Raw genomic sequence first — 23,272 nt, 5'->3', positions numbered from 1 at the left:
GGGTGTGGCGTCCCCATCATTCTCCCTGGATTCGAGCCAGGAGGAGAAGCGCGATGGGGAAGATGTTGGCGGAGCGATTGAACCTGGTCACGGGACAGCTCGGTATGGAGCGGGTGTCCATTCCCCAGCCGCGCGTGCGGCCCGTCGTGGGCAACGCGCCCGACCTGGGCTCTGAAACGCCCATGCAGAACATGATGAAGCTGGCGCGTGAGCTTGGACCCCTCTTCCGGTTGTCGTTTCCGGGGGGACGGTCCCTGCTGGTGGTCAGCTCGCACGAGCTGGTGGCCGACTTGTGTGACGAGAGCCGCTTCGACAAGAAGGTGGGGGCGGCGCTCGAGGAGATCCGCGACTTCGCCGGCGATGGTCTCTTCACCGCCTACACACACGAGCCCAACTGGGGCAAGGCGCACCGGCTGCTGATGCCCGCCTTCGGGCCCGCGGCGATGCGCGGCTACCACGACGAGATGCTGGACGTGGCGGACCAGATGCTCACGCGCTGGGAGCGCTTCGGTCCCGAGGAAGCGATCGACGTGCCCGACAACATGACGCGGCTCACGCTCGACACCATCGCGTTGTGTGGCTTCGGCTATCGCTTCAATTCCTTCTACCAGAGGGAGATGCATCCCTTCGTCGAGTCCATGGTGCGGGCCCTGGCCGAGGCGGGCAACCGTGCCCGGCGTGTCCCCTTGAAGACGCAGCTCATGTTGCGCACGCGGCGCCAGTTCCAGGTGGACGCCAGCTACATGCACGAGGTGACGCGCGAGCTCATCGCCCAGCGCCGCAAGCTCGCGCCCGAGGACGCGCCGAGGGATCTGCTCGGACTGATGCTCTCCGAGAAGGATCCGCTCACGGGCGAGGGGCTGGATGACGACAACATCCGCAACCAGCTCGTGACGTTCCTCATCGCGGGGCACGAGACGACGAGCGGCTTGTTGTCCTTCGCCCTCTACTTCCTGCTGCGCCACCCGGACGTGCTCCAGAAGGCCTACGCGGAGGTGGACCGGGTATTGGGCTCGGAGACGCCGCGCTTCGAGCAGGTCAACCAGCTGCACTACATCGATCAGATCCTGCGCGAGACGCTGCGCCTGTGGCCCACCGCGCCGGGCTTCAGCGTGCAAGCCCTGGTGGACACTCGGCTCGTGGGCACCCACCCCCTGTCCGCGGGTGACACGCTCTTCGTGCTCACGCCCATGCTGCACCGCGACCCCACGGTGTGGAGGGATCCCGAGCGCTTCGATCCGGATCGCTTCGCCCCCGAGGTGCGTGACGGCATTCCCCAGCACGCGTGGAAGCCCTTCGGCAACGGTCAGCGCTCGTGCATCGGCCGGGCGTTCGCGCTCCAGGAGGCCACGCTCGTGCTGGGCATGCTCCTGCAGCGCTTCCACATCTCCGAGCCCGCGCCCTATTCGCTGCACGTCCGCGAAACGCTCACGCTCAAGCCCGAGGGGTTGAGGATCCGCGCGCGCGTGCGCCAGAACGTCTCGCGTTCGCTCACCACGCGGCCCAGCCCCGCTCCGGTGGCGGCTACTTCCCAGGGACAGGGCGGAGTGGCCGCCCACGGCACGCCCCTGCTCCTGTTGTATGGCTCCAACTCGGGGGCCTCCGAGGCCTTCGCCCGGCGGATCGCGAGCGATGGACTCGCGCGGGGCTACTCCGCGAAGGTGGCGCCGCTGGACGAGTACACGGGGAAGCTGCCCAAGCAGGGCGCGGTCGTCCTCGTGACGGCCTCCTACAACGGCCAGCCGCCGGACAACGCGCGGGGCTTCCATGCGTGGATTTCCCACGTGCCGGAGGGCTCGCTGCTCGGCGTGCGCTACGCGGTGTTCGGCTGTGGCAACCGCGACTGGGCGGCGACCTACCAGGCCATTCCCAAGCACTTCGATGAGCGGTTGCACGCGGCGGGAGCGCAAGCCCTGGTGGCGCGCGGGGAGGCGGACGCGCGGGGTGACTTCTTCGGCGACTTCGAGCACTGGTACGCGCCTTTCTGGAGCACGGTGGGCGAGGCCCTGGGCGTGTCCACGGGCGAGGTGAACTCGGGGCCGCTCTACAAGGTGGAGGTGGTGCCGTCGGCGAGCGTGGACCTGGTGGCGCAGAACAAGCTCGGCATGTCCACGCTGGTGGAGAACCGGGAGCTCGTCGACATGACGTCGCCGCTCGGGCGTTCCAAGCGGCACCTGACGTTCCGCCTGCCCGAGGGCGTGACGTACGCGGCCGGGGACTACCTGGCGGTGCTACCGGAGAACCACCCGGATCTCGTCGAGCGCGCGGCGCGCCGCTTCGGGGTGAGAACGGATGCGGCCGTCGTGCTGCGTTCCACCCGTGGCGCCATGGCGGCCTCGCTTCCCACGGACCGTCCGGTGTCCGTGCAGGAACTGCTGGGCCGGCACGTGGAGCTGTCGGCGCCCGCCACGCGCAAGGACCTGGAACGGCTCGCCGCGATGAACCCGTGCCCGCCGCACGCGCAGCACCTGCTCGCGCTCGCCCAGGACGCCGAGCGCTACAAGGCGGAGGTGCTCGACAAGCGCGTGAGCGTGCTCGACTTCCTGGAGAAGTACAGCTCGTGCGTCCTGTCCTTCGCGGACTTCCTCGAGCTGTTGCCCACCATGCGGGTGCGGCAGTACTCGGTGTCGTCCTCGCCGCGGGCGGACCCCACGCAGTGCTCATTGACGGTCGCCGTGGTGGACGCGGACGCCTGGAGCGGCCAGGGGCGCTTCCATGGCACGTGCTCGAGCTACCTGGCGCGTCTGCATCCGGGGGACCCGGTGGCGGTGGCGGTGCGCACGCCCAACGCGCCCTTCCACCCGCCCGCGTCCAACGCGACGCCCCTCGTGATGATTGGAGCGGGCACGGGACTGGCGCCCTTCCGGGGCTTCATCCAGGAGCGCGCCCTGCGCCATGTGCACGGAGAGGCGGCCGGGCCCGCGCTGTTCTTCTTCGGGTGTGACCATCCGGACGTGGACTTCCTCTACCGCGAGGAACTGGCGGCCTGGGAGCGCGAGGGCGTGGTGAAGGTGCTGCCCGCCTTCTTCCGCCAGCCCGAGGGCGACGTGATGTTCGTGCAGCACCGCCTGTGGAAGGAGCGCGAGCAGGTGAAGGCGCTGCTGGCCCAGGGCGCCACGGTGTTCCTGTGCGGGGATGGCCGGCGCATGGCGCCCGCGGTGCGCGAGACGCTGGCGCGCATCCACCAGGAGACGGTGGGGTGCTCCGAGGAGGAGGCCTCGCGCTGGTTGGCGGAGATGGAGAAGCAGGGCCGGCTGGTCGCGGACGTCTTCGCCTGATCAGGGCTTACCCGAGGAGCACCGGGCTTGACCGCTCGGTGCTTCCGGGCCCGCGTCCGCGGCGCGCAGGCGGTCGAAGAAGTCGCCGATCTCCGAGAGGAGCAGGGGCGCGCCCACGTCCCGGGGCATGATGTGGAAGCCGGTGGGCAGCGAGATGAAGCGCACCTGGGGCGAGGCGGTGAGGCCCCGCGCCACCAGCCGTCCGCCGTCGGGGTCCACCACGTGATCCTGCTTGGACATGGCCACCAGCGCGGGGCAGCGCACGCGGGGCAGGGACTCCAGGGCGATGTCCTGCAACTCCCACAGGTCCTGCAGGCGCGCGGACGGGAAGGCCGGGAGGATGGGGGCCTCGGCGCGCGCGGCGGGATCCGACAGATCGGTGCTCTCCTTGAGGACCCAGGGCTTGAAGCGCTCGAGGAATCCGTGGCGCCGCAGGCGCTTGAGCAGCCACATGTGGAGGCCCGTGAAGTGGATGGCCGGGGCCATGAGCGCGAGTCCCTGGACGCGCTCGGGGTAGTTCGCGGCGAGCTGGATCGAGAGCAGGGCGCCCATGGACAGCCCCGCCACGAAGGTGCGCCGGTGGTGGCGCAGCGAGAACAGGGCATGCGCCGCGGCCTGGGTCCAGTCGCGGTGGTTCACGTTCAGCAACTCCTCGGGGGTGGAGCCGTGGCCGGGCAGGCGGATGGCGCGCACGTACAGGCCTCGTGCCGCCAGGGCCTCGCCCAGGGGGCGCACCTCCCAGGGACTGCCGGTGAAGCCGTGTAGCAGCAGGCAGGCGTCCTCGCCCTCGCCCAGCTCGAATGGCGCTGTCTTCCCGGCATCCATCCGCGTGTCCATGCCTCCTGGACTCTAGTCACGCGGGGCCGGGGGCGGTATGCCGCCTCTCATGGCGGATGCTCCCAAACCCCCCGAGGCCTCCCTGGAGATTCAGTTGGATGACGACGTGGCCAATGGTCAGTACGTGAACATGGCCCTGGTCAACCACACGGAGACGGAGTTCACCCTGGACTTCATCTACGTCCAGCCGCACCAGCCCCGTGCCAAGGTGCGCTCACGTGTCATCCTCAACCCCAAGCACCTCAAGCGCCTGCTGGTGGCGATGCAGGCGGGCGTGGCCAACTACGAGGCACGCTATGGCCCGCTCGTCATGTCGGACGATGGCTCTTCCATGAATTGAGAATTGTTAATTTTGGGTGACGCGAGGTTTCGGTGACGGCGAAACGCGTCATGAGCGGAGGGCGTGTGCGCCCCGACACACGGGAAGGCTGGCCTCTGACGCCGGGCCGGCGCAAACTCGGGGATTTCGTGCGCTCCGCCGTTCTGATCCTCGTCCTGTCCTGGCTCTTCGTGCCGCGGGCCCACGCGGCCTGTACCGCCGAGGGGGTCCATGTCTTTCCGGCCCCGGGCTCGGTCGTCCCCACCAACACCCGTTTCCTGCTGGAGGGCGTCGGTCCCCTCGCGGAGCGGGTCGCCGCCCTGCCGGGCCGCATCCTGCGCATGCAGACGGCGGGACACGAGGTGGAGGTGCGCATCCAGCGCGGCTGGACGAGCACCCTGGGGCGGGCCACCGTGGTCCTCCGGCTCTCGGAACCGCTCCGGGCGGGCCAGTCCTACACGCTTCGCCTGGACGACGTGTTGCCGGGCGTGAAGGTCCTCAACGGAGGCGGCAGCACGGCGCCCGAGTGGATCAGCGGGCGGGGCCAGGACGTGGCCCGTCCCCGCTGGCTCAAGCGGCCGGCGGTCCGCGAGGGCATTTCCCGCCGTACCCGGGATGGGAGTGAGCGCTTCGTGAAGTTGAGCATGTCCCTGCTGGAGGACAGCCCGGCCTACGTGCTGGTGACGTTGTCCAACCGCCAGGGAGACATGGCGTCGCAGCACTACATCACCCCCTTGCAGAACGGCGTGGCCCTGCTGGGACACGAGGCCTGCGGTGGGGCCTTCGCGCTGGAAGAGGGCAAGAGCTACCGGGCGAAGCTCGAGGTTTTCGACGCGGCGGGGAATACCGCCCCCGCGGTGCCTCCTCTGTTATTCGAGGCACCCGTGGCCATTCTGGAGAACCGATGACGGTGGACGTGGAGTCGTTGAAGGAGCGGATGGTGGCGCACCTGCACGCGTTGCAGGACGAGATCTGCGGTGCGCTGGAGCGTCTGGACGGGCGGGCGCGTTTTCGCGAGGACCTCTGGCAGCGGCCGGGGGGCGGCGGAGGGCGCAGCCGGGTAATGGAGGAGGGGGCGGTCCTGGAGAAGGGTGGGGTGAGCACCTCGGTGGTGTTCGGCGAGCTGGAGGAGGCCTTCGCGGGCAAGCTCCAGGGCGAGGGGCGCACCTTCTGGGCCGGGGGCTTGTCGCTGGTGCTGCACCCGCGCAATCCGCACGTGCCCACCGTGCACGCCAACTACCGCTTCATCCAGCAGGGGCCCAAGGCGTGGTTCGGCGGTGGGGCGGATCTGACGCCCTACTATCTCGTGGACGAGGACGCGGAGCACTTCCACCGGGTGCACAAGGAAGTGTGTGACCGGCATGACCCCGCGTACTACGCGCGCTTCAAGCCGGCGTGTGACACGTACTTCTACCTGCGCCACCGCGAGGAGGCGCGCGGGGTGGGGGGCATCTTCTTCGAGAACATGGGGGGAGACCTGGAGCGCGAGTTCGCCTTCGTGCTCGACGCGAGCAAGGCCTTCCTTCCCGCGTACCTGCCCATCGCCGAGCGTCGCAAGGACACGCCCTACACCGAGGCGCAGCGGGTCTGGCAGGAGCTGCGGCGTGGGCGGTACGTGGAGTTCAACCTCGTCTGGGATCGGGGCACCCTCTTCGGCCTGGAGACGAAGGGACGTACCGAGTCCATTCTCATGTCACTGCCGCCGCAGGTGCGCTGGCGCTACGACCACCATCCGGAGCCGGGCTCGGAGGAGGCGCGGTTGGTGGAGGTGCTTCGCCAGCCGCGTGCCTGGGCGGGCGTCTGAGCGGAGACGGGCGGGAGCCGAGGAGCGTGTTCATGGAGAATCCGGTTCCGGGTCCCTCGGGAGGAGGGACCCGAGGCAAGAAGGGCGCGCGGGTGTGGGTGCCCGCCGTGCTGGGGGCCCTGGCCGTGGTGGGTGGAGGGGTGCTCTACGCGGGCCTGCGCCCAGGAGCGGAGGAGGTGGCGCGGGCGTTGTCCCAGGAGGCGCGCCTCAATGTGCTGCGCCTGTGCGGGGATGTGCAGGCCTACCGGGACGAGCACGGCGTCTTCCTGGCGGCGGGACCGGTGCCGGCGCAGGTGCCGCGAGGGGGTGAGGCGGTCGCGTTCGTGCCGGACGAGCCCATGAAGAAGATGGGCTTCGAGCCCGGCGAGCGGGTGCGCTGCCAGTACCAGGTGATGGTGCAGGAGTCGCCCCTGGGCGAGGCGGAAGTCACCTGCTACGCCCGGGGAGACCTGGACGGAGACGGTCAGGTGTCGGTGTTCAGCGTGACCTTGGATGCCAACGGGATGACGTCGGAGGTCAAGGTGGAGCGCGAGGGCGAGTGACTCCGGGTCGAATGTCATCCAGACGCTGCCCTTCAATACGAATGTCCAGATCATTCGCCGCTCGGAGAGTGGTTGGTCCTTCGTCGCCACTCGTGGGGGACAGATGGGCTTCGTTTCCTCCGAATACATTTGGACCCACCTGCCCGAGCCCGGTGCGCGGTTGCACCGGGTTGAATCAGGTCCCCCGGGTACAGCCATCGCCATCGCTGAAACCTATTACGGTGATCTCGCGGATCAATGGGGGCAGGACCTGCGCTTCTATGTCAATGTCCTCGCGCACGCGAATCGGCTGTCGGTTCCGCAGGGTATGGCTGGCTGGCGTGGAGTGCGCTTTCCCTCCGAGCGCCTGATTTGGATTCCGAGTCGACACTACGCTCAATCCTTATTCGACGTCATTGGCTCCGGCTCTATTTCCTACAACCTTGCCTCGGCTTTGAGTTCCACGGCCGGTCGTGTCGCGCAACTCTGGGACGACTTCCTTCGGGCGATCCAACTGTCGATGCGGTATCTCGGTGAGGCCGTCGTACGACATGCCGAAAAGGCGCTGCACGATGTCGTCCTATCATTGGCGGAGATGGTGGTGGGTGGAATCGCGGTGCTGGCGATTTCAACGGCGGTGGGGTCGGTGATTGGATCGTTGGCTGGAGGTGTCGGCGCGGTGCCGGGTGCCGCCGCCGGGTTCGAGGTGGGTCTCATCATCCTCGAATGGTTGGGACTGGCGCTGTTGCTGAACTGGCTCGTTGAGACCCTTTGGAACGTCGCCAAGGCATTCGCCCATTTTTTTCAGCACGGTCTGGAATGCTCGCGGGAGTGAGCCCCTTATCGATCGCGCCGCCCGCGAGTTCGCCGAGGCCGTGGCAAGCCTGCTCAGCGCCATTCTGGAGGGGCTGCTCATGCTGGCGATGTCTCGCGGAGTGTCTTGGATGGTGAAGGCCCTGCGTGGCACGGCTCTCGGTCGCAAGATCGGTGAAGCGCGGCTGGCGGAATGGCTCAACCGGCGCGTTGATGCCTTCCGGGAGTCGCGTGCGGGACGCCCTCGGGAAGTCCTGGGTCATCTTTCTCGCCAGCTGGTTGAAGCCCGCTTCTTTCGGCAAGTGGAACTCATCCTGCGAACGAAAAAGGGAAAGAATATGACCCTTGGGGAGTTCGACGGGATCGACATGGCCCGGAGGATGTTCATCGAGTACAAGACGGCGCGGAGACTTCAAAAGGCAAGTCCACCGAGATCCGCGACGGACTGGGCCGACGCCGCGATTCTCGGCAGCACCGTCAAGCGTATCCAGGCGCTTCTGCACGACGCGACCGGCACGCGGGTCACTCACAGAGGCTCGGCTGAGGTTCCCAGCCTCGCGGAGATCCAAGGCTTCCGGCGCTTGCCGTTTCGCATCGATGCGGACTCGCCCGCACTGCGGGTCGGGGTGGCCCAAGCGTTGAGCAAGCTCCGCGTGATCTACCCCGACTGGACGTTCGAGGTGCAGTGGGGGGTCAACATCCTTTTGCCGCCCCTGCCTGATTGGGTCACCGTGGGCATGGTTCACGAGAGCCAGTGATGTCTGTCGCGATTCTCGTCAAGTTCAAGGAGCCGGGCAGAGACGACCGCTACATTCCGGTGGCCGCCCAGGGCGTCTATCACTCCGTGTGGCTCCCCATGGCGGAGAAGCTGGGCCTCAAGTGGGTGCCGTTGTTCGAGAACGGTCCCCTCCTCGACGTGAAGGAACTGGCCACGGTGATGGAAGAACTCCGGAAGCTGCGCGGGGCTCTGGCGGGACACCCGAAGAACGCCTTGCTTCTGGAACGCATCGATTCCGTTCTGGATGAACTCGACGACATCGAACTGGATGAGGTCTCCGAGATCTTCATCGGTTGACGCGCCCGGGGACTCTTTCCTGGGTCTCCAGATGACGTCGGAGGTCAAAGTAGGGCGCGAGGGCGAGTGACACGCGGGGGCTCTCGCAACTTGTGGGCCATTTGGCCGACAATCCTGAACGATGAGCCAATCCGGAAACATCAAGGGGCCGCCTGGAGGATCCATCGGGTTCGTCCCGTCGCGTGTTTCCGACGGAGGCGTCCCGGGACGGGGTGACCGGCAGGGTCCAGGTGACGGCATGGAGCGCGAGGAGCGGACGCGCATCGGCCGCTCGCCTCTGGAGACCCGACCCGGTGCTGGCCCGGCGGTGGAGCGCGAGGAGCGGACGCGCATCGGCCGCTCGCCGCTGGAGTCCGGTGCTCCAGGGACGGCGGGTCGGGGTGAACCCGAGTCCCGGCCGGGAGGCACACGCGACGCGGCGAAGCCCGGTCGGTGGACCTTCACCCAGGATGGATTGGAGACGCGCAACGCGGCCCGCCCCACGCGGACCCGGGAGATCGTCAAATCCGCCGAACTCTTCGAGAAGCCCGCTCCCCGTACTACCGGCGAGCGGCCCCGGGTCCAGACCTCCGAGGGCCAGGCCTCCAGCAACTTCGAGAACCGGGAGCGGGAAGTGCCGCGCACCGCGGATCGTGCCTCGCCGTCCGGGAGGACCGAAGGCCCGGACGCGCCCGATGCCCTCGAGACCCAGGCTCCGGAGCGGGCCGAGGTCCGCGAGGACGTGCCCGATGTCTCCTTCGAGGATCGGGCTCCCGAGAGGCCGCGTACCCCGGAGCGGGCCCCGTCGCCCGGGCGGACCGAGGGCGGGGATGCGCCCGATGCGCTCGAGACCCAGGCTCCGGAGAATGCGGGCCGGCCCGAGGAGACGCGGGACGCGCCCGATGCGCTCGAGACCCAGGCTCCGGAGCAGTCGGAGCCGGCTGAGAGGACCGAGGGACAGGACGCACCTGATACGGTCTTCGACGCTCCCGAGGGGAAAGAGGGAACCCGCCCTCCCAGGACCCAGGACCCGCGTGGAGACGCCCGCTTCGAGCCTCCTCCGGCGCCTCGGTCTCCACCTCCCCCCGGGGAGACCGGACAGCCGAAGCGGATCGAGGACCTGCTGCCGAAGTTCTCCGAGCCCATTGGTCAGGAATCGCTCGCCCACCACTTCGCGGAGGAACTGGCGTTCCTGGGCGCGGAACTGCGTCCCTCGAGGATGGCTCCCGGCGAGCGGGCCCTGCGCTTGTGGGCCTTCTTCGCCGCTTATGCCCGGGCGAACGCGAAGGACCCCGCGGGCCAGTCGCCCGCGGGACGCGCGCGCTTCGAGCAGGCCCTGACCCAGAACGGCTTCGCGGCCCTGCGCGACTCGGCCACGGGGACGAACGGGGTGGAGACGGCCCTGGCGATGTTGGACGCCGGCTCTCCGGAGGAGTTGCAGGCGCGGCTCGCCGGGGTGCGCATCGAACCGGGACCCGAGCAGTTGCCCTCGGAGGTTTTCCTCCCCGTGGTGGAGGAGCACCAGGCCCCCCCCGAGCGTCCCGCCGCCAAGGCGGCCCCCGCCCCTCAGCCCGCCCCCGCCAAGGCGTCCCTTCCCGAACTGCCCGTCGCCAAGGCGGTCGAGCCGCCCGTCGATCCGGACGAAATCACCCAGCCTCAGGACGCGCCGGAGCCCACGGCCACGGCGCCGTTCGATCAGAAGGAGCCGGAAGCGGCCCCCGCGCAACAGGCGGTGATGGCGCCAGGTGTGCCGAATCCGGCGCTGGTTCCTCCCCGGGGGGTGGTGTCTCCGCGGGACGCGCTCAAGGATCTGGAAGTCCAGGCGAGCGAGCATCGGGGGACGAACAAGCGTCTGGGGCCGCACATGCTGTGGAACGCCCTGCATGGCCTGCGCGACTCACCCGAGGACAGCGCGGTGCTCAAGGAGCAGTGGAGCCAGCTGGCCTTCGGCTCCATCATCGCCTTGGTGGGCGCGGCCCTGCTGGTGGCCATGCTCGCGAGCCTGTAGCTTCAAGAATGCTTGGGTGTCGGGGGGGGCGTGCTAGGGTAGCGCCCCCTTGGCTACCGACGACCTCACTCTTGTCAAGCGCGTGCGTGATGGAGACCAGCGCGCCTTCAAGCTCCTCGTCGAGCGCTACCAGCGCAAGGTGTACGCGGTCGCGCTCGGCATGCTCAAGGACAAGGAGGAGGCGATGGACGTCTCCCAGGAGGCGTTCGTCAAGGTCTACAAGTACCTGGACCACTTCAAGGGCGACTCCTCCTTCTATACGTGGCTCTACCGCATCACGACGAACATCTGTATCGACGTGATCCGCCGGAAGGGAACGGCGGGTGGGCCGACCGAGGAATTCGACGAATCCGTCGCCACGGACCTGTCCGAGGCCCGTATCGGTGCCCTGGGCAGCCGCCTGGGGACCAACCCCCAGAAAAGCGCCCTGCGGCGTGAGCTGGCCGAGAAGATCCAGGAGGCGCTCGCGACCGTGCCGGAGAAGCACCGCGCCATCCTCCTGCTGCGCGAGGTGGAGGGCATGTCCTACGAGGACCTGTCCCGCACACTGGATATCCCCAAGGGCACCGTGATGAGCCGGCTCTTCCATGCCCGGGCCAAGGTGCAGAAAATCCTCAGTGAATACCTGGAGTTGGACGAGGCCAAAAGCGGAGTGGGCAGTGAGTGAGGTCGGCTGGAATATTGCCTTTCCATTACCGTCCAAGCCCCAAGTCACCTCTTCCAACGGGTAGAACATGGCCACGAACCCCGCATGTGAGCGTTTCATCCCGTTGTTGTCGCCCTACATCGACGGGGAGGTATCCCCGGCGGACCGCGTCAACGTCGAGCGGCACATGGCCGCCTGCCGGGACTGTGCCAGCCGGGCCGCCGACCTGAGGGCCGAGTCCGCGCTCCTGCGGGTGGGGCTGGAGATGGCGGTGGACGATGTGGACTTCAAGGACTTCACCCAGCGGGTCATGGCCCGGGTGACGCCGGATCGTCCGCCGCTGCTGGAGCGGCTGCGCATCTCGTTGTCGGAGATGTTCCTCTACCACCGCACGGTGATGATCTCCTCGCTGGCCACGGCGGCGGTGGCGGTACTGGTGGCGGTGCCGTTGCTGATGGACCAGGGGTCGGCGCCGCTCGGCTATGGGGCGGACCGGATGCGGGTGCGCGCGGTGCGGGCCTCCGAGGGCGCCACGGTGGCGCCGGTCGTGCTGGAGTCCGATGACGGTAACACCATCATCTGGGCGGTGGACCAGGACGCGCCCACGACGCACGATGGGATCCAGGCCGGCCCTCGGGGCGCGTCCGGCGATGAGTCGGACGAGCTGGACGGAGAGTCGTCCAAGGACGTGCCGGCCCGTCGGCCCGTGAAGCCCGCGACGCCGGACAAACCGCCCAAGGGAGGTGAGCTGTGAGGATGATGACGCGCACGCCGATGGCCCCATTGCTCCTGACGTTGCTGGGGCTGATGCTTCCCGTGGCGGCGCGGGCCCAGGCCGAGCCCCAGAAGCTCAACGTGGAGGTCGAGGTGGTGCTCGTCTCCCGCAAGGGCACCGAGGTGGATCCTCCCAAGCTGCAGAAGATGAAGGAGACGTTCCAGAAGCAGAACTTCAACTTCACCTCCTTCAAGCGCCTGTCGCAGCAGTCCCTGGTGGTGAGCACCCAGTCGCCCACCGAGGTGAAGCTGCCCAACGGCGTGACGGCGTCGCTCAAGCTGCTGCGCCTGCAGGGCGGCACCGCCACCTTGCGCGTGGAAGTCCCACAGCTGTCCGCCGTGGACGTGGAGCTGGGCCGCGAGGGCGCCGTCTACCAGCGCGCCGGCAAGCATGTGGGGGGGGAACTCATCCTCGTGCTCTCCTCGCCCCCCGGGAAGTAGCGCGCCTCGCCTTCCCCGTCCGACCGTTACCCCCGTGCTCGCATGGGCCGCCTTCCGGCGCCTGGCGGGCACGACGTGCTTCAGGGGGCTGGCATCCCGTCATTCATTCCGGGGGAATTTCCTCCCATCCGGTAGAAAAGTCAGTCCCTGGCATGGCTTTTCGCGTCCCTCCACCCCCTGTCTCCTCTGTGATTCCAAGTGCTTAGGTTTGGGCACGCGGGTTGCTTAGAGAGTAGGCACGGTGGCGGCGGCGGGGCGGGCGGTTCGGACTCAAGGGACGGGGTGGATCATGGCGAAGACCCAGCGGCGTGGACAGGTGATGCAGGTGGCGCGTCAGGTGAAGAAGTCGGCGGGGCGCGCGGTGAGCAAGGCCAAGGCGAGCCAGCCGGTGCGCAAGGTGCAGGTGACCCTGGGGGATTTGATCGCCGCGGCGTTCGACGTGGCCGGGGAGACGAAGGCCGCCGCGAAGCTGGTGTCCTCGCGCTCCATGGAGCAGATCACCGGCCGTCACATCGTCTTCGTGGGCTGAGGGCTCGCGCGCCCACGTTGTGGGATGCCCGGTTGTTCGCTGCTCATGGAGACAAGGTGCACTTCTGTCCGAGCAGGTCGTGCCGGACGAAGGGCGCGAGCGGGATTAAAATGACGCACCATGATCGGTGCCCTTCTCCTCGCGTCCGTGCTCCAGCAGGCTCCCAAGGCCTTCGTTGAAAATCCCGTCTCGACGCAAGAAGGCGTCCACTTCCACGCGGCGCTCGAGGTGGGAGCGCTCGCCCTGCCCTCGGGAGCTGGCGCCAATGGGTTGGATGGCTTCGGGGTGGTGTTTCCGCGCCTGAGTGTCCGGGGCGGTGATGAATTCGAGTTCGAGCTGGGCGCGCCCCTGCGCCTGCGGGTGCTCGACCGGGAGCCCCTGAAGGACGCGCCGGATTACGGCGGCTATCTGCGGCGCCAGGATTGGGACGAGCGCAGTGACATCGGCCAGCTCCTGCGGGTGCTGCGGGTGGGCCGGGACGATGGCGCCTTTCAGCTGCGCGCGGGGGCCTACACCACCTGGACGCTCGGCGCGGGCTGGCTGGTGAACCGCTACAACAACGGCTTGTCGCCCGACTACCACCCGGCGGGGGCCAACTTCATCGCGTACCTGGGGCCCACCCGGGTGGAGCTCTTCGCCAGTGACGTGCTGGCCGGGCGCCTGTTCGCGGGCGAGTTCCGCCTGGACCTGGGCCGCGTCCTGAGTGACGAGCAGACGGCCTTCGATCGTTTCCTGCTGTCGGTGGATGTGGCGCACGATCAGGGCAACGCGGGCGTCAAGTCGCACGAGCTCTCCGCGGCGAGCGTTGGGTTGCAGGCGGGCGTGGTGCGCTCGGACACGCTGCAACTGTGGTTGCAGGCCGCCGCGGGCGCTCGCGCGGACACGCTCATCGAGTCGGTGCCGGACTTCGGCGCGGCTTTCGGTGTCGTGGCGCGGGGCACGCCCTCGGAGACGCTGGACATCACCGGGCGTCTGGAGGGCCGGCATCAGGCGGGCCGTTTCCGCTTTGGTTTCTTTGGCGCGGGCTACGAGCTGGCGCGCTTCTCCGGCGTGGGTCTTCGCGAGGCGCCGCTCGCGGAGGAGGTGCTGCCGGGGACCTTCTCGGGCTATGGCGAGGTGGCGGCGCGGGTGACGCCGGTGGCGGATGGAGACCTGGCGCTGAACGTGAGCGCCAGCGGGGAGTACTTCGTCACCACGGGGCGGGTGGACGCGGATGCCGCCCTCCAGGCGACCCTGCCCGGCGGCAACACGGTGGGCGAGCTGCGCGTCATCCTCACGGACGTCACCGGCATGCCGCGCTACTCCGTGGCCACCGAGCTGCGCCACCGCTTCCTGCCCGCCGTCTATGGCGTGGCCTCGGTGGGCACGGTGCACTTCCCCCAGGTGGACGGGGAGTCGGTGCGGCTGGTGCGCGGCTTCACGGCGGGCCTGGGCGTGGGCGTGGACTTCGAGCGCTGACGCTCAGCGCCCGAAGAGGCCCTTGCGCTTCTGGGGGGCCGCGTCCTGCTTGGACATGCGCGAGAGCCGCTGGCCGAGGATGCGGCTCATCTCCAGGGCGATGGCGGGGTTGGCCATCACCACGCCGCGGAAGTCATCGCGGCCCACGCTCGCCAGCTCGCACGCGGTGGCGGCCGTGGCGTGGGTGGCGCGCGGCTCGCCGGTGAGCAGGGCGATCTCCCCGAAGAAGCCGCCGGGTTTGACCGTCTCCACCATGCGGCCTCCCTCGCTCTGCAGGCTCACCTGGCCGGAGACGACGACGTAGAACGTCTCGCCCGGGTCTCCCTTCTTGAAGATGACCTCGCCGGCCTGTTTGCGCAGGTACTCGGCGCCGTGCGCCACCTTGAGCAGCTCCTCCCCGCTGAGCGGCGCGAGGAAGTCCACCGTGCGCAACAGCTCCGCCAGGGGCGTCTCATTGGCCTGGTTGGGCTCGAGCGTGAGGCATTCCACGGCGCGCGCCAGCTCGGCGCGGCGGGCCACGAGGATGAGGGTGTGCTCGGCGCGCAGCTGCGTGTTGCCATCGGGCAGGGTGATACGGCCCTCCGGGTCCACCACGCCGATGAAGACGCACTCCCGGGGGAAGTCGGGCTGGGCGCGCACCTGCGCCACCGTGCGCCCGGCCACCACCGCCTTGGCGCTCACCTTGAGCTCGAAGAGGATGGCGTCCCCGGCGGCCAGCGGCAGCGAGCCCGCCACCTGGGGGAAGTCGATGGCGGTCGTCATCTTCGCCACCACCACCTCGGCCTCCTCCACCAGCTCGCGCACGCCGGCGAGGCGGTAGGGCTCGCGGTAGCGGTTGTCCAGCATGCGCACCATGACGCGCGCGGGGCTCACCGCTCGCACCAGCGTGGCGAACGCCAGGTTCTCCGCGTCGCGCGCCAGCACTCCGGCCGCGATGTGCGCGTTGGCGATGCCCGCCGTTTCCAGCACCCGGGGGTCCGTGGCGTCCCCGCACACCGTCACCACGCCAATCTCCTCGAAGAGCTTGTGACAGATGAGGGGATCCCTCTCCACCACCGTCACCTGGTGCTGCTCGGACACGAGCCGCGCCGCCAGCGTCCCACCCACCCGTCCACCGCCCGCGATGACAATCTTCATGGCACCTTCCTCCCGCTGCCCGTATCGGCGTCGGGCACGTCCGACAACACCTGCTCCAATTCGAGCGTGCGCTCGTCCAGCCGCGCGAGCTGGGCCTCGGCCGTCTCGTCGGGGATGAGGCCCGCGCGCCGGGCCGACAACAGCGCCGTGCGCTCCGCGTCCACCAGGTGCCGGCGCGTGGTCAGCACCAGCCGCGCCGCCTGGGCCAGGTGCTGATCGCTCAACCGGCGCAGCTCGCGCTCGGCGCTGGCGATGCCCACCTGGTAGTCGCTGCGCAGGTGCTCGTACGCCGCGCGGGGGATGACGCCCTGCTCATGCAGCCGCTCCAACTCCTGGCGCGCCGCGCGGCCGGCGATGAGCCGTGCTTGCTGCTCGCCCACCGCGAGGGCCACCGGATCCTCCCGGAACAGGCCCAGCCGCTTGAGGAAGCCCGTCAGCAGCAGCCCCTGGCCCACGAGCGACAGGAACGTCACGCCGAAGGCGATGGCCACCATCTGCTCGCGCGCGGGCGTGCCCTCGGGCAGACCAAGCGCCAGGCCAATGGACAGCGCTCCCTTGATGTTGCCGAAGATGAAGACGTGCTGCCAGCGGAAGGGCACGGACTCGGAGGGGCGCACCCAGCGCAAGAGCAGGAAGGGCACGTAGATGGCCACCGCGCGCCCGATGAAGACGCACGCCACCGCGAGCAGCGTGAGCGGCAGGTGGTGCAGGAGCGAGCCGGGCTTCGTGGTGAGCCCCACCGACAGGAACAGGAAGGTGTTCACCCCGAAGGTGGCGTACTCCCAGAAGGTGTGGATGGCCACCTGGCTCTGCGCGGCCACGTGCCGGCGCAGGGTGATGCCGATGCTCAGTCCGGCCGTCACCGCGGCGATGGCGCCCGACATGTGCACCTCCTCGCCGATCACGTACGCGGAGAAGGCGAGCGCCGTGGTGACCATGATCTCCGCGAGGGGATCCCTCGTGCGGCGGATGATGATGCCCGCCACGAGCGCGAGCGCGAGGCCGATGGCGAGCCCTCCGAGCGTGGCCAGCACCACCTGGGCGCCGAGCAGCGGCAGCGAGAACGACGTCTCCCCACGCGTCACCACCCCGGCGATGGCCGCGTAGGCCACGAGCGCCGTGCCGTCATTGAACAGGCTCTCGCCCTGCATGATGCCGGACAGGCGCCGGGGGACGGGCGCGTGGCGGAAGGCATAGAGGATGGAGACGGTGTCGGTGACGGCGAGCATGGCGCCGAGCAGCAGCGCGGGCCCCCAGGCGAAGGACAGCGCGAAGTGCAGCGCCGTGCCGGTGGCGGTGATGGCCAGCACCATGCCGAGCGACGCCAGGGTCGCGATGGGCACCAGGTTGGCGCGCACATTGGCCACGTCCGCGGTGATGCCGCCCTCGAAGAGCAACAGCGGCAGGCATACGAGGAAGACCACGTCCGGATTGAGCGGTGGCACGCCCGGCAGGAGGCCGCCCACCGAGATGAGCAGGCCTCCCACGACAAGTGCGACGCTGTAGGGGATGCTCACGCGCTTGGCGGCGATCGCGAGCGTACTGGCGGCCACCATCAGGCCGATGAGGAGGTTCATTTCAAGGTGCACGGGCGGTGGGAAGCCTCGCAGATGCCCGCCATCCCTGCACCAGCCGTGTGCGGGGCGGGGGTTGCGCGCCGGGCGGTTCCGCATGCACGGGGTGGCGGCAGGAGAAGATTCCACCGCGTCTTCACCGGGTACGCCGCTCGTGTCGGCTCAGCGTCAGCGGCGCACGCGCAGGAGCAAGTCCTTGCGCGCCGTGCAGTCGCCCCGGCCGTCGCAGTTGCTGGTGGTGACGTAGAGGTGGCCGTCCGGGCCCATGAGGGTCTCGCGCAGGCGGCCATACGTGTCACGCAGGTACACCTCGTGCTGGGCCACCTGGGACGGGTTCTCCGGAGAGAACGCCACGCGGTGCAGGTGCCGCGAGCCGAGCGAGCCGATGAGCAGCGAGCCCTTCCACTCGGGGATGGCGTCACCGGTGTAGATCGCGGCGCCTCCCGGGGGAGATGCCGTCTCCCACGTGAGCGACGGCGTGACCAGCCCTTCGCCGGACTCGCAGCGGTAGATCGTGGGCCAGCCGAGGTTGTCTCCCTTGCGCGCCACGTTCACCTCGTCGTGGCCCCGGCGCAAGCGTTCCCCACTGGGCCCATGGTCGGTGAAGTAGAGCGTGTCCGCGTCCTTCCAGTCGAAGCCCTGGGTGTTGCGCACGCCGAGCAGGAACGCGGGCTTGCCGGGAAAGGGGTTGTCCGAGGGGATGTCGCCTTCGGGAGTCAGACGCAGGAGCTTGCCCTCGGGCACGTTCACGTCCTGGGCGCGATCCGGGTCGCGCGCGTCCCCAGTGCCCACGTAGAGCATGCCATCCGGGCCGAAGCGCAGCCGGCCGCCGTTGTGGTACGTGGCCGCCTCGATGCCGCCGAAGATGACGCGCTCGAAGGTGGCGCTCGCGTGGTCCTCGGACAGCACCCAGCGCTCCACGCGGTTCTTCGTCTCGCCGCCCTCCTCGTGCGTCACGTAGAGGTAGAACTGGCGGTTGTTCGCGAAGTCCGGATGCGCGGCGATGCCGAGCAGACCGCCCTCGGCGCTGTCGCCAATGGCCACGGTGGCCACGGGCGTGGGTTGGAGCGCGAAGCCGCGCAGGAGCCGCACGCGGCCGGGACGCTCGGTGACGAGCGCGTCACCTCCTGGCAGCCACGCGATGCCCCAGGGCACCTCGAGTCCCTCGGCGACCACGTCGACGGTGAGGGGGGCGCTTGCCTGGGGGCCGAAGTCGTCCTCGACGAGGATGCAATCCGGAGCACCGCGTTGTGGGATGCCCGTGCGGCAACCCGAGCAGGCGGTGAGCAGCAGGAGCGGAGGAATCAAGAGGCGGGTGCGCATGCCGTCTCTATGCCGACTCCACGGGCCCCGCGCCACCGGACGGAACGGGAGGACGTCCGGCGGTGGACGCGGTCGCCCTCGCACTCAGCGGTGACGGTGGGGCGGGAGGATGCGTGAGAGGAGGGGGCTCTTGATGAGTACCCCGTCTCCCAGACGCGACGACTGATTGCTTCCCCAGGCGCGCACTTCACCATTCGCGAGCACCACCTGGAATGTCCTGAGTGCCGCGGTGATGGACACCACGCCCTCCAGAGCCGGGAGGGGCGTGGGCGTGGGCTGTTGAGGCGTCCAGGTCCAGACGGTTCCATCGCTTCGCAGGGCCATCCTGTCCGAGACCGCCACGATCTGCGTCAGCCCGGGGTACTGCTCGGGGAAGAGGCGGGGCGTGTCTCCCTGACTGTAATCCGTCCCCCAGGTCCAGACGGTGCCGTCCGAGCGCAGGGCCAGCGAATGGTAGTAGTCCGGCTCGATGGCCACGACGTCCGTCAGACCCGGAACCTCGGCCGGCGTGTGACGAGAGGTGGTCGTTCCATCGCCGAGCTGGCCAGCGGTGTTGCTGCCCCAGGCCCTCACGCGTCCGTCGGCACCGAGCGCGAGCGAGTAGGCATTCCCCCAACTGGACTGGGCCGCGAGCGCCACGATGCCCGACAGGCTCGTGAGCCGCACCGGGGTGAGCCGGGTGGTCGTCGTGCCGTCTCCGAGCTGGCCGAAGGTGTTGTCGCCCCATGCCCAGACGTGACCGTCGCGGCTCAAGGCCAGGACATGGATGGTCGAGGCATCATTCGGGGTGGCCAGCGCCACGATGTTCTCCAGCCCGGCGATGGGCTGTGGCGTGCTTCGGGCCACACGCGTGCCGTCTCCCAGTTGCCCGTTGTGGTTGAGCCCCCATGCCCAGACGGAGCCATCCGCCCTCACGACGAACGAACTGCCAGACGCGGCGGCGACATCGACGGCGTCCGGGAAGCCTGGCACCGGGGTGGGCGCCTCATGGCCGCGATTCGTTGCACCTCGTCCTAGCGGGCCTTCGAAGAAGTTGTCTCCCCAGGACCACAGGCCGCCATCCTGGTGGATCGCCAGGACATGGGTGCTGCTCATCGAGGACTTCACCAGTCCACTCACCCCGAGGAGGGACACGGGGCTGGACTTGTAGTCGGAGCCGTTTCCCACCTGGGCCTGGGTGTTATCGCCCCATCCCCACAGCGAGCCATCCCGGCGCCGGGCCAGGACATGGGTTTGTCCCAAGGCGATGTTCGTCACGGAGTGGAGCGTCGGTACCCGCGCGGGAGTGGTTTGCCGGGGCGAGGTTCCGCCAACTTGATGGCTGTAGTTGTCGCCCCAACCCCAGACCGTCCCATCCCTCCGGAGCGCCAGCGAGGTGTGCTCATTCGCCTGGATGGCGATCGCGTTCGTGAAGCTCGTCACGAAAGGAGAGGAGGGAGGAGGGTCGATGCCGAGGTTCACGGTCAGACCCCAGGCGCGTACATCGCCATTGCGTTGCAAGGCCAGGGAATGGGCGGATCCGGCCGCGACGGCCACACAATTCGCGAGCCCTGGCACAGGCGCGGGCGTTGGTCGGTCGATTTGAGTTCCATCGCCGAGCTGTCCATGGAAGTTGTTGCCCCAGGCCCACACCGTTCCGTCCCGACGCACCGCGAGACTGTGATACGTGCTCGTGGCCAGGGACACCACGTCCGTGAGATCGGGCACTTGCGTGGGCACGGGCGCTGTCTGGTATCCGATCCCGAGCTGTCCGTGACCGCCGTCGCCCATGGCCCACACGCGTCCATCCTGGCGCAGCAGCAGTGTGTGCTGTTCGTAAGCGGCGATGGCGATCACGTCCGTGATGCCGGGAACGGGGGTGGGCGTGGGTTGTTCCTGGACGGACCAACCCAGGCCCAGTTGCCCCATGAAGTTGTTTCCCCAAGCCCAGACGCGGCCATCCGCTCCCAGCGCCAGGCTGTGGTCATGGCCCACCGCGACGGCGACCATCCCCGTGAGCTGGGGAACCTGGACGGGTCTGGAACGCTTCTCACGGTCACCCGTGCCGAGGGCATAGGAGGAGTTCGTTCCCCAGGCCCAGACGCTTCCATCCTTTCCGAGCGCGAGGGAGTGGTTCTTTCCCGCCGCGACGGTCTTGTGTTCTCGTGTATGTCTATTCCACTCGAGGTGGTTCGCCTCGAGGTCCAGGTCCTCCGGAGGTTGTGCCCAGGCCAGGGAGCCGAGGAGTGAGAGCAATAAGGCGCACCAGGAACTCAGTCCTTGTCGCATGCGTGTCTTTCATGTGTGGGTAGGGGGGAGGTGACACGAGGCCCGCACGGTCAAGGATTCTTCATCCCTTCCGCGCGAACCTCGTGTCATCGGGAATCAAAGCACGGGGTGTGCCAAGGCCGGGCACAGAGCCCGTGTCAGTGGGGCATGTGATGGCGGGGAGGCAGGGCGCGCGTGGGAATGGGGCTCATCACGGGCTTGCCGTCTCCAATGAGTGACCTGACATTGCTCCCCCAGGCGAGGACCGAGCCGTCCGCGAGCGTCACCTGGATGGTGTCCGGACCGGACGAAAGGGAGACCACACCGGTCAGACCAGGGATGGGGGCGGGTGGAGGGCGCGTGTTCGTTTCGCTCTGCGTGCCTTGGCCCATGATTCCCATGCGGTTGCCGCCCCAGGCCGAGACGGTGCCATCGCTGCGCAAGGCCACGGAGTGGAACTGGCCAATCCCGAGTCCGACGACCTGGGTCATCCCGGTGATGGGGACGGGCGTGACGCGGGAGACCTCCTTCGGAACGGAAGGGTCGATCTGGCCGCTCCGGTTCAGCCCCCAGCCCCAGAGGGTTCCATCCGCGCGCAGTGCCAGCGCATGGTAGGTGCCTGCCCGTATGGCCACGACGTCCGACAGGTTCGGGATGAGGATGGGGGAGAGGCGTCGGGTGGTGGTTCCATCCCCGAGTTGACCGAAGTCGTTGATGCCCCAGGCCCACACCCGGCCATCGCTCGTGAGGGCGAGCGAGAAGTTGGTTGCGGCGGAGATCGCCACGACGTCCGACAGGTTCGGGATGAGGATGGGGGAGAGGCGTCGGGTGGTGGTTCCATCCCCGAGTTGACCGAAGTCGTTGGAGCCCCAGGCCCACACCCGGCCGTCGCCGTTCAAGGCCAGGGCATAGGAGTGACCGGCCGCCGCGGCCACGATGTTCGTCAGGCCCGGCACGGGCTGGGGAGTGCTGCGGGAAACGTTCGTCCCGTCTCCGAGATACCCGCCGCGGTTGTCTCCCCAGGCCCAGACGGAACCATCCGCGCGCACGGCGAAGGAGCTCGTGTTCTCCACGGCCACGTCCACGGCATCCGTCAGGCCCGGCACGGGGGTGGGTTGTGCACTGGCCGGCTGTGTGGTGTTCCCCAGTTGTCCCAATCCTGGGAGATCGGTACCCCATGACCACACCGAGCCGTCCTGTCGGAGCGCCAGGATGTGACTGTCGCCGATGGCGGAGGTCACCACGCCCTGGATGCCAGACAGGCTCACGGGATCGAGTCGGAGCGCGGCGCCTTTCCCCACCGCTCCCTGGTTGTCATTGCCCCATGCCCAGACCGAGCCATTCCGGAGGCGGGCCAGTCCGTGCTGGTTACCGCTCGAAATTTCCACGACGCCGCCGGGCGCATTCACCGGAACGGGAGTGAATTGGAGGCCGAGAGCGGGATGGGCGAGTTGATAGTTGTTATTGTCACCCCAGCCCCAGACCGATCCATCCCGCCGGAGAGCGAGGGCCGACATACCGCGCGCCGAGAGGGCGCGCACGTGCGTGAGCGCGGGAATGGGAACGGGCACGGTCTGGACTTCTGGTGCTCCCTCGCCGATGCCGAGTGAGCCCGCCCGGCCGTAGCCCCAGGCCGACACGGTACCCTGGCGCCGCACTGCCAGGGAGTAATCATATCCGGCCGCGATGGATACGACGTCCGTGAGCCCGGGCACGGGCGCGGGCGTCACATGATCCGTGCGGGTTCCGTCGCCCAATTGTCCCTGCGAATTCGAGCCCCAGGCCCACACCGTACCGTTCCGGCTCAACGCGAGGGTGTGACTCCATCCGGTCGCAAGAGACGTCACGGCGGGCAGGCCCGGGACTTCAACGGGAGACGTGACGCTCCAGTGAATGGTGCCGAGTTGACCAGAGTTGCTGTTTCCCCATCCCCACACGCTGCCATCCGAGCGCAAGGCCAGCGAGTGCTCACTGTGGGCGGCGATGGCGACTACGCCGGTGAGCCCTGGGATGGGCGTGGGGGTATATTGATACCATGTGAGCTCGCCCAATCCCAGTTGACCATTGCTGCCATATCCCCAGACCCAGACGCGGCCATCCGCGCCCAGTGCCAGGCTATGGGAGTTGCCCGCTGCCACGGAGATGATTCCCGAGAGTTGGGGCACCTGGATGGGCGTGGTGCGCATCAGGGTGGTTCCATCTCCCAGTTCGCCATCGATGTTCACCCCCCAGGCCCAGACAGTCCCATCCTCGGCCACCGCCAGGGAATGGCTGCGCCCCGCCGCGAGCGTCTGCCGGGAGCGCGTATGTCTATTCAACTCGAGGTCATCCGCCTCGAAATCCTCCGGAGGTTGTGCCCAGGCCAGGGAGCCCAGGAGTGAGAGCAATAAGGCGCACCAGGAACTCAGTCCTTTTCGCATGCGTGTCTTTCATGTGTGGGTAGGGGGGCGGCGACACATAGCCCGCACGGTCGAGGACGCTTCATCCCCTTCGCGCGCACCCTGTGTCG

The 23,272-nt window shown here is 68.5% G+C and carries 20 protein-coding genes; 14 read left to right on the top strand and 6 right to left on the bottom strand.

The genetic code is table 11. From position 1 onward, the window contains the following. Positions 1–53: 53 nt before the first annotated feature. Positions 54–3,278, top strand: a complete 3,225-nt coding sequence (locus MEBOL_RS12700; RefSeq protein ID WP_245919707.1) for a bifunctional cytochrome P450/NADPH--P450 reductase — start codon at positions 54–56, stop codon at positions 3,276–3,278. Here MEBOL_RS12700 and MEBOL_RS12695 read toward each other — a convergent pair whose 3' ends face one another. Further along, positions 3,279–4,115 carry an alpha/beta hydrolase gene (locus MEBOL_RS12695; RefSeq protein ID WP_342747764.1) on the bottom strand — a complete coding sequence of 279 codons (837 nt, stop codon included), beginning with the start codon at positions 4,113–4,115 and terminating at the stop codon, positions 3,279–3,281. It abuts the gene before it with no gap. A 49-nt stretch (positions 4,116–4,164) separates the two neighbouring features. Here MEBOL_RS12695 and MEBOL_RS12690 point away from each other — a divergent pair, with 49 nt between their 5' ends. The 13 genes from MEBOL_RS12690 (at position 4,165) to MEBOL_RS12630 (ending at position 14,482) form a co-directional block, all read left to right on the top strand. Further along, positions 4,165–4,455, top strand: coding sequence for a DUF3467 domain-containing protein (locus MEBOL_RS12690; protein ID WP_095982741.1), 291 nt, complete (start codon positions 4,165–4,167; stop codon positions 4,453–4,455). A 128-nt stretch (positions 4,456–4,583) separates the two neighbouring features. Then, complete coding sequence (locus MEBOL_RS12685; protein ID WP_095982740.1) at positions 4,584–5,342, top strand: hypothetical protein; 759 nt, start codon at positions 4,584–4,586, stop codon at positions 5,340–5,342. Further along, positions 5,339–6,238 (top strand): oxygen-dependent coproporphyrinogen oxidase, encoded by a 900-nt coding sequence (gene hemF / locus MEBOL_RS12680; RefSeq protein WP_095977680.1) that lies wholly within the window; start codon positions 5,339–5,341, stop codon positions 6,236–6,238. The genes MEBOL_RS12685 and hemF overlap by 4 nt, the downstream gene beginning before the upstream one ends. A gap of 32 nt (positions 6,239–6,270) precedes the next feature. Continuing rightward, the gene (locus MEBOL_RS12675) at positions 6,271–6,780 is read left to right on the top strand and encodes a hypothetical protein (RefSeq protein WP_245919705.1); all 510 of its coding nucleotides are present in this window, start codon (positions 6,271–6,273) and stop codon (positions 6,778–6,780) included. A 103-nt stretch (positions 6,781–6,883) separates the two neighbouring features. Further along, positions 6,884–7,594, top strand: a complete 711-nt coding sequence (locus tag MEBOL_RS12670; RefSeq protein ID WP_095977679.1) for a DUF6861 domain-containing protein — start codon at positions 6,884–6,886, stop codon at positions 7,592–7,594. Further along, positions 7,521–8,330, top strand: a complete 810-nt coding sequence (locus tag MEBOL_RS12665; RefSeq protein ID WP_342747763.1) for a DUF6861 domain-containing protein — start codon at positions 7,521–7,523, stop codon at positions 8,328–8,330. The genes MEBOL_RS12670 and MEBOL_RS12665 overlap by 74 nt, the downstream gene beginning before the upstream one ends. After that, complete coding sequence (locus MEBOL_RS12660) at positions 8,330–8,647, top strand: hypothetical protein (RefSeq protein ID WP_095977677.1); 318 nt, start codon at positions 8,330–8,332, stop codon at positions 8,645–8,647. Before MEBOL_RS12665 ends, MEBOL_RS12660 begins: the two co-directional genes overlap by 1 nt. Before the next feature lie 238 nt (positions 8,648–8,885). Next, on the top strand, positions 8,886–10,634 hold the full coding sequence (locus MEBOL_RS12655; RefSeq protein WP_095977676.1) for a hypothetical protein: 1,749 nt from the start codon (positions 8,886–8,888) through the stop codon (positions 10,632–10,634). Between the two features lie 49 nt (positions 10,635–10,683). Continuing rightward, a complete protein-coding gene (locus MEBOL_RS12650) occupies positions 10,684–11,301 on the top strand; it encodes an RNA polymerase sigma factor (RefSeq protein ID WP_095977675.1) in 618 nt (205 codons plus the stop codon). A gap of 67 nt (positions 11,302–11,368) precedes the next feature. After that, entirely contained in the window at positions 11,369–12,034 is a 666-nt protein-coding gene (locus tag MEBOL_RS12645; protein ID WP_095977674.1) for an anti-sigma factor family protein, read from the top strand. A gap of 2 nt (positions 12,035–12,036) precedes the next feature. Then, positions 12,037–12,495 carry a hypothetical protein gene (locus MEBOL_RS12640; protein WP_095977673.1) on the top strand — a complete coding sequence of 153 codons (459 nt, stop codon included), beginning with the start codon at positions 12,037–12,039 and terminating at the stop codon, positions 12,493–12,495. A gap of 289 nt (positions 12,496–12,784) precedes the next feature. Beyond that, positions 12,785–13,024 (top strand): chaperonin, encoded by a 240-nt coding sequence (locus MEBOL_RS12635; protein WP_095977672.1) that lies wholly within the window; start codon positions 12,785–12,787, stop codon positions 13,022–13,024. 120 nt (positions 13,025–13,144) lie between these two features. Then, positions 13,145–14,482 (top strand): hypothetical protein, encoded by a 1,338-nt coding sequence (locus MEBOL_RS12630; RefSeq protein ID WP_095977671.1) that lies wholly within the window; start codon positions 13,145–13,147, stop codon positions 14,480–14,482. Between the two features lie 3 nt (positions 14,483–14,485). On the opposite strand, the gene MEBOL_RS12625 is transcribed toward MEBOL_RS12630, so the two are convergent. From MEBOL_RS12625 to MEBOL_RS12605, 5 genes are all read right to left on the bottom strand, one after another. After that, positions 14,486–15,619 carry a cyclic nucleotide-binding domain-containing protein gene (locus MEBOL_RS12625; RefSeq protein ID WP_095977670.1) on the bottom strand — a complete coding sequence of 378 codons (1,134 nt, stop codon included), beginning with the start codon at positions 15,617–15,619 and terminating at the stop codon, positions 14,486–14,488. Next, a complete protein-coding gene (locus tag MEBOL_RS12620) occupies positions 15,616–17,196 on the bottom strand; it encodes a cation:proton antiporter (RefSeq protein ID WP_245919703.1) in 1,581 nt (526 codons plus the stop codon). The genes MEBOL_RS12625 and MEBOL_RS12620 overlap by 4 nt, the downstream gene beginning before the upstream one ends. Before the next feature lie 165 nt (positions 17,197–17,361). Continuing rightward, positions 17,362–18,516 carry a PQQ-dependent sugar dehydrogenase gene (locus MEBOL_RS12615; protein WP_095977668.1) on the bottom strand — a complete coding sequence of 385 codons (1,155 nt, stop codon included), beginning with the start codon at positions 18,514–18,516 and terminating at the stop codon, positions 17,362–17,364. A gap of 84 nt (positions 18,517–18,600) precedes the next feature. Further along, complete coding sequence (locus tag MEBOL_RS12610; RefSeq protein WP_095977667.1) at positions 18,601–20,784, bottom strand: RCC1 domain-containing protein; 2,184 nt, start codon at positions 20,782–20,784, stop codon at positions 18,601–18,603. 137 nt (positions 20,785–20,921) lie between these two features. Continuing rightward, positions 20,922–23,183 carry an RCC1 domain-containing protein gene (locus tag MEBOL_RS12605; protein ID WP_095977666.1) on the bottom strand — a complete coding sequence of 754 codons (2,262 nt, stop codon included), beginning with the start codon at positions 23,181–23,183 and terminating at the stop codon, positions 20,922–20,924. Positions 23,184–23,272: the final 89 nt, after the last annotated feature.

The organism is Melittangium boletus DSM 14713 (genome assembly GCF_002305855.1).
In the GTDB taxonomy this organism is placed as follows: Bacteria; Myxococcota; Myxococcia; order Myxococcales; family Myxococcaceae; genus Cystobacter; species Cystobacter boletus.
Note: the sequence above shows the minus strand (reverse complement) of the source record. Positions and strands in the feature narration are given on the sequence as shown.

Excerpts from the sequence above, each read along its gene's own strand:
- MEBOL_RS12700 (WP_245919707.1), top strand. The coding sequence starts at position 54 with ATGGGGAAGATGTTGGCGGAGCGATTGAACCTGGTCACGGGACAGCTC.
- MEBOL_RS12695 (WP_342747764.1), bottom strand. The coding sequence starts at position 4,115 with ATGGACACGCGGATGGATGCCGGGAAGACAGCGCCATTCGAGCTGGGC.
- MEBOL_RS12690 (WP_095982741.1), top strand. The coding sequence starts at position 4,165 with ATGGCGGATGCTCCCAAACCCCCCGAGGCCTCCCTGGAGATTCAGTTG.
- hemF (WP_095977680.1), top strand. The coding sequence starts at position 5,339 with ATGACGGTGGACGTGGAGTCGTTGAAGGAGCGGATGGTGGCGCACCTG.
- MEBOL_RS12675 (WP_245919705.1), top strand. The coding sequence starts at position 6,271 with ATGGAGAATCCGGTTCCGGGTCCCTCGGGAGGAGGGACCCGAGGCAAG.
- MEBOL_RS12670 (WP_095977679.1), top strand. The coding sequence starts at position 6,884 with ATGGGCTTCGTTTCCTCCGAATACATTTGGACCCACCTGCCCGAGCCC.
- MEBOL_RS12660 (WP_095977677.1), top strand. The coding sequence starts at position 8,330 with ATGTCTGTCGCGATTCTCGTCAAGTTCAAGGAGCCGGGCAGAGACGAC.
- MEBOL_RS12655 (WP_095977676.1), top strand. The coding sequence starts at position 8,886 with ATGGAGCGCGAGGAGCGGACGCGCATCGGCCGCTCGCCTCTGGAGACC.
- MEBOL_RS12645 (WP_095977674.1), top strand. The coding sequence starts at position 11,369 with ATGGCCACGAACCCCGCATGTGAGCGTTTCATCCCGTTGTTGTCGCCC.
- MEBOL_RS12640 (WP_095977673.1), top strand. The coding sequence starts at position 12,037 with ATGATGACGCGCACGCCGATGGCCCCATTGCTCCTGACGTTGCTGGGG.
- MEBOL_RS12635 (WP_095977672.1), top strand. The coding sequence starts at position 12,785 with ATGGCGAAGACCCAGCGGCGTGGACAGGTGATGCAGGTGGCGCGTCAG.
- MEBOL_RS12630 (WP_095977671.1), top strand. The coding sequence starts at position 13,145 with ATGATCGGTGCCCTTCTCCTCGCGTCCGTGCTCCAGCAGGCTCCCAAG.
- MEBOL_RS12625 (WP_095977670.1), bottom strand. The coding sequence starts at position 15,619 with ATGAAGATTGTCATCGCGGGCGGTGGACGGGTGGGTGGGACGCTGGCG.
- MEBOL_RS12620 (WP_245919703.1), bottom strand. The coding sequence starts at position 17,196 with ATGAACCTCCTCATCGGCCTGATGGTGGCCGCCAGTACGCTCGCGATC.
- MEBOL_RS12615 (WP_095977668.1), bottom strand. The coding sequence starts at position 18,516 with ATGCGCACCCGCCTCTTGATTCCTCCGCTCCTGCTGCTCACCGCCTGC.
- MEBOL_RS12610 (WP_095977667.1), bottom strand. The coding sequence starts at position 20,784 with ATGCGACAAGGACTGAGTTCCTGGTGCGCCTTATTGCTCTCACTCCTC.
- MEBOL_RS12605 (WP_095977666.1), bottom strand. The coding sequence starts at position 23,183 with ATGCGAAAAGGACTGAGTTCCTGGTGCGCCTTATTGCTCTCACTCCTG.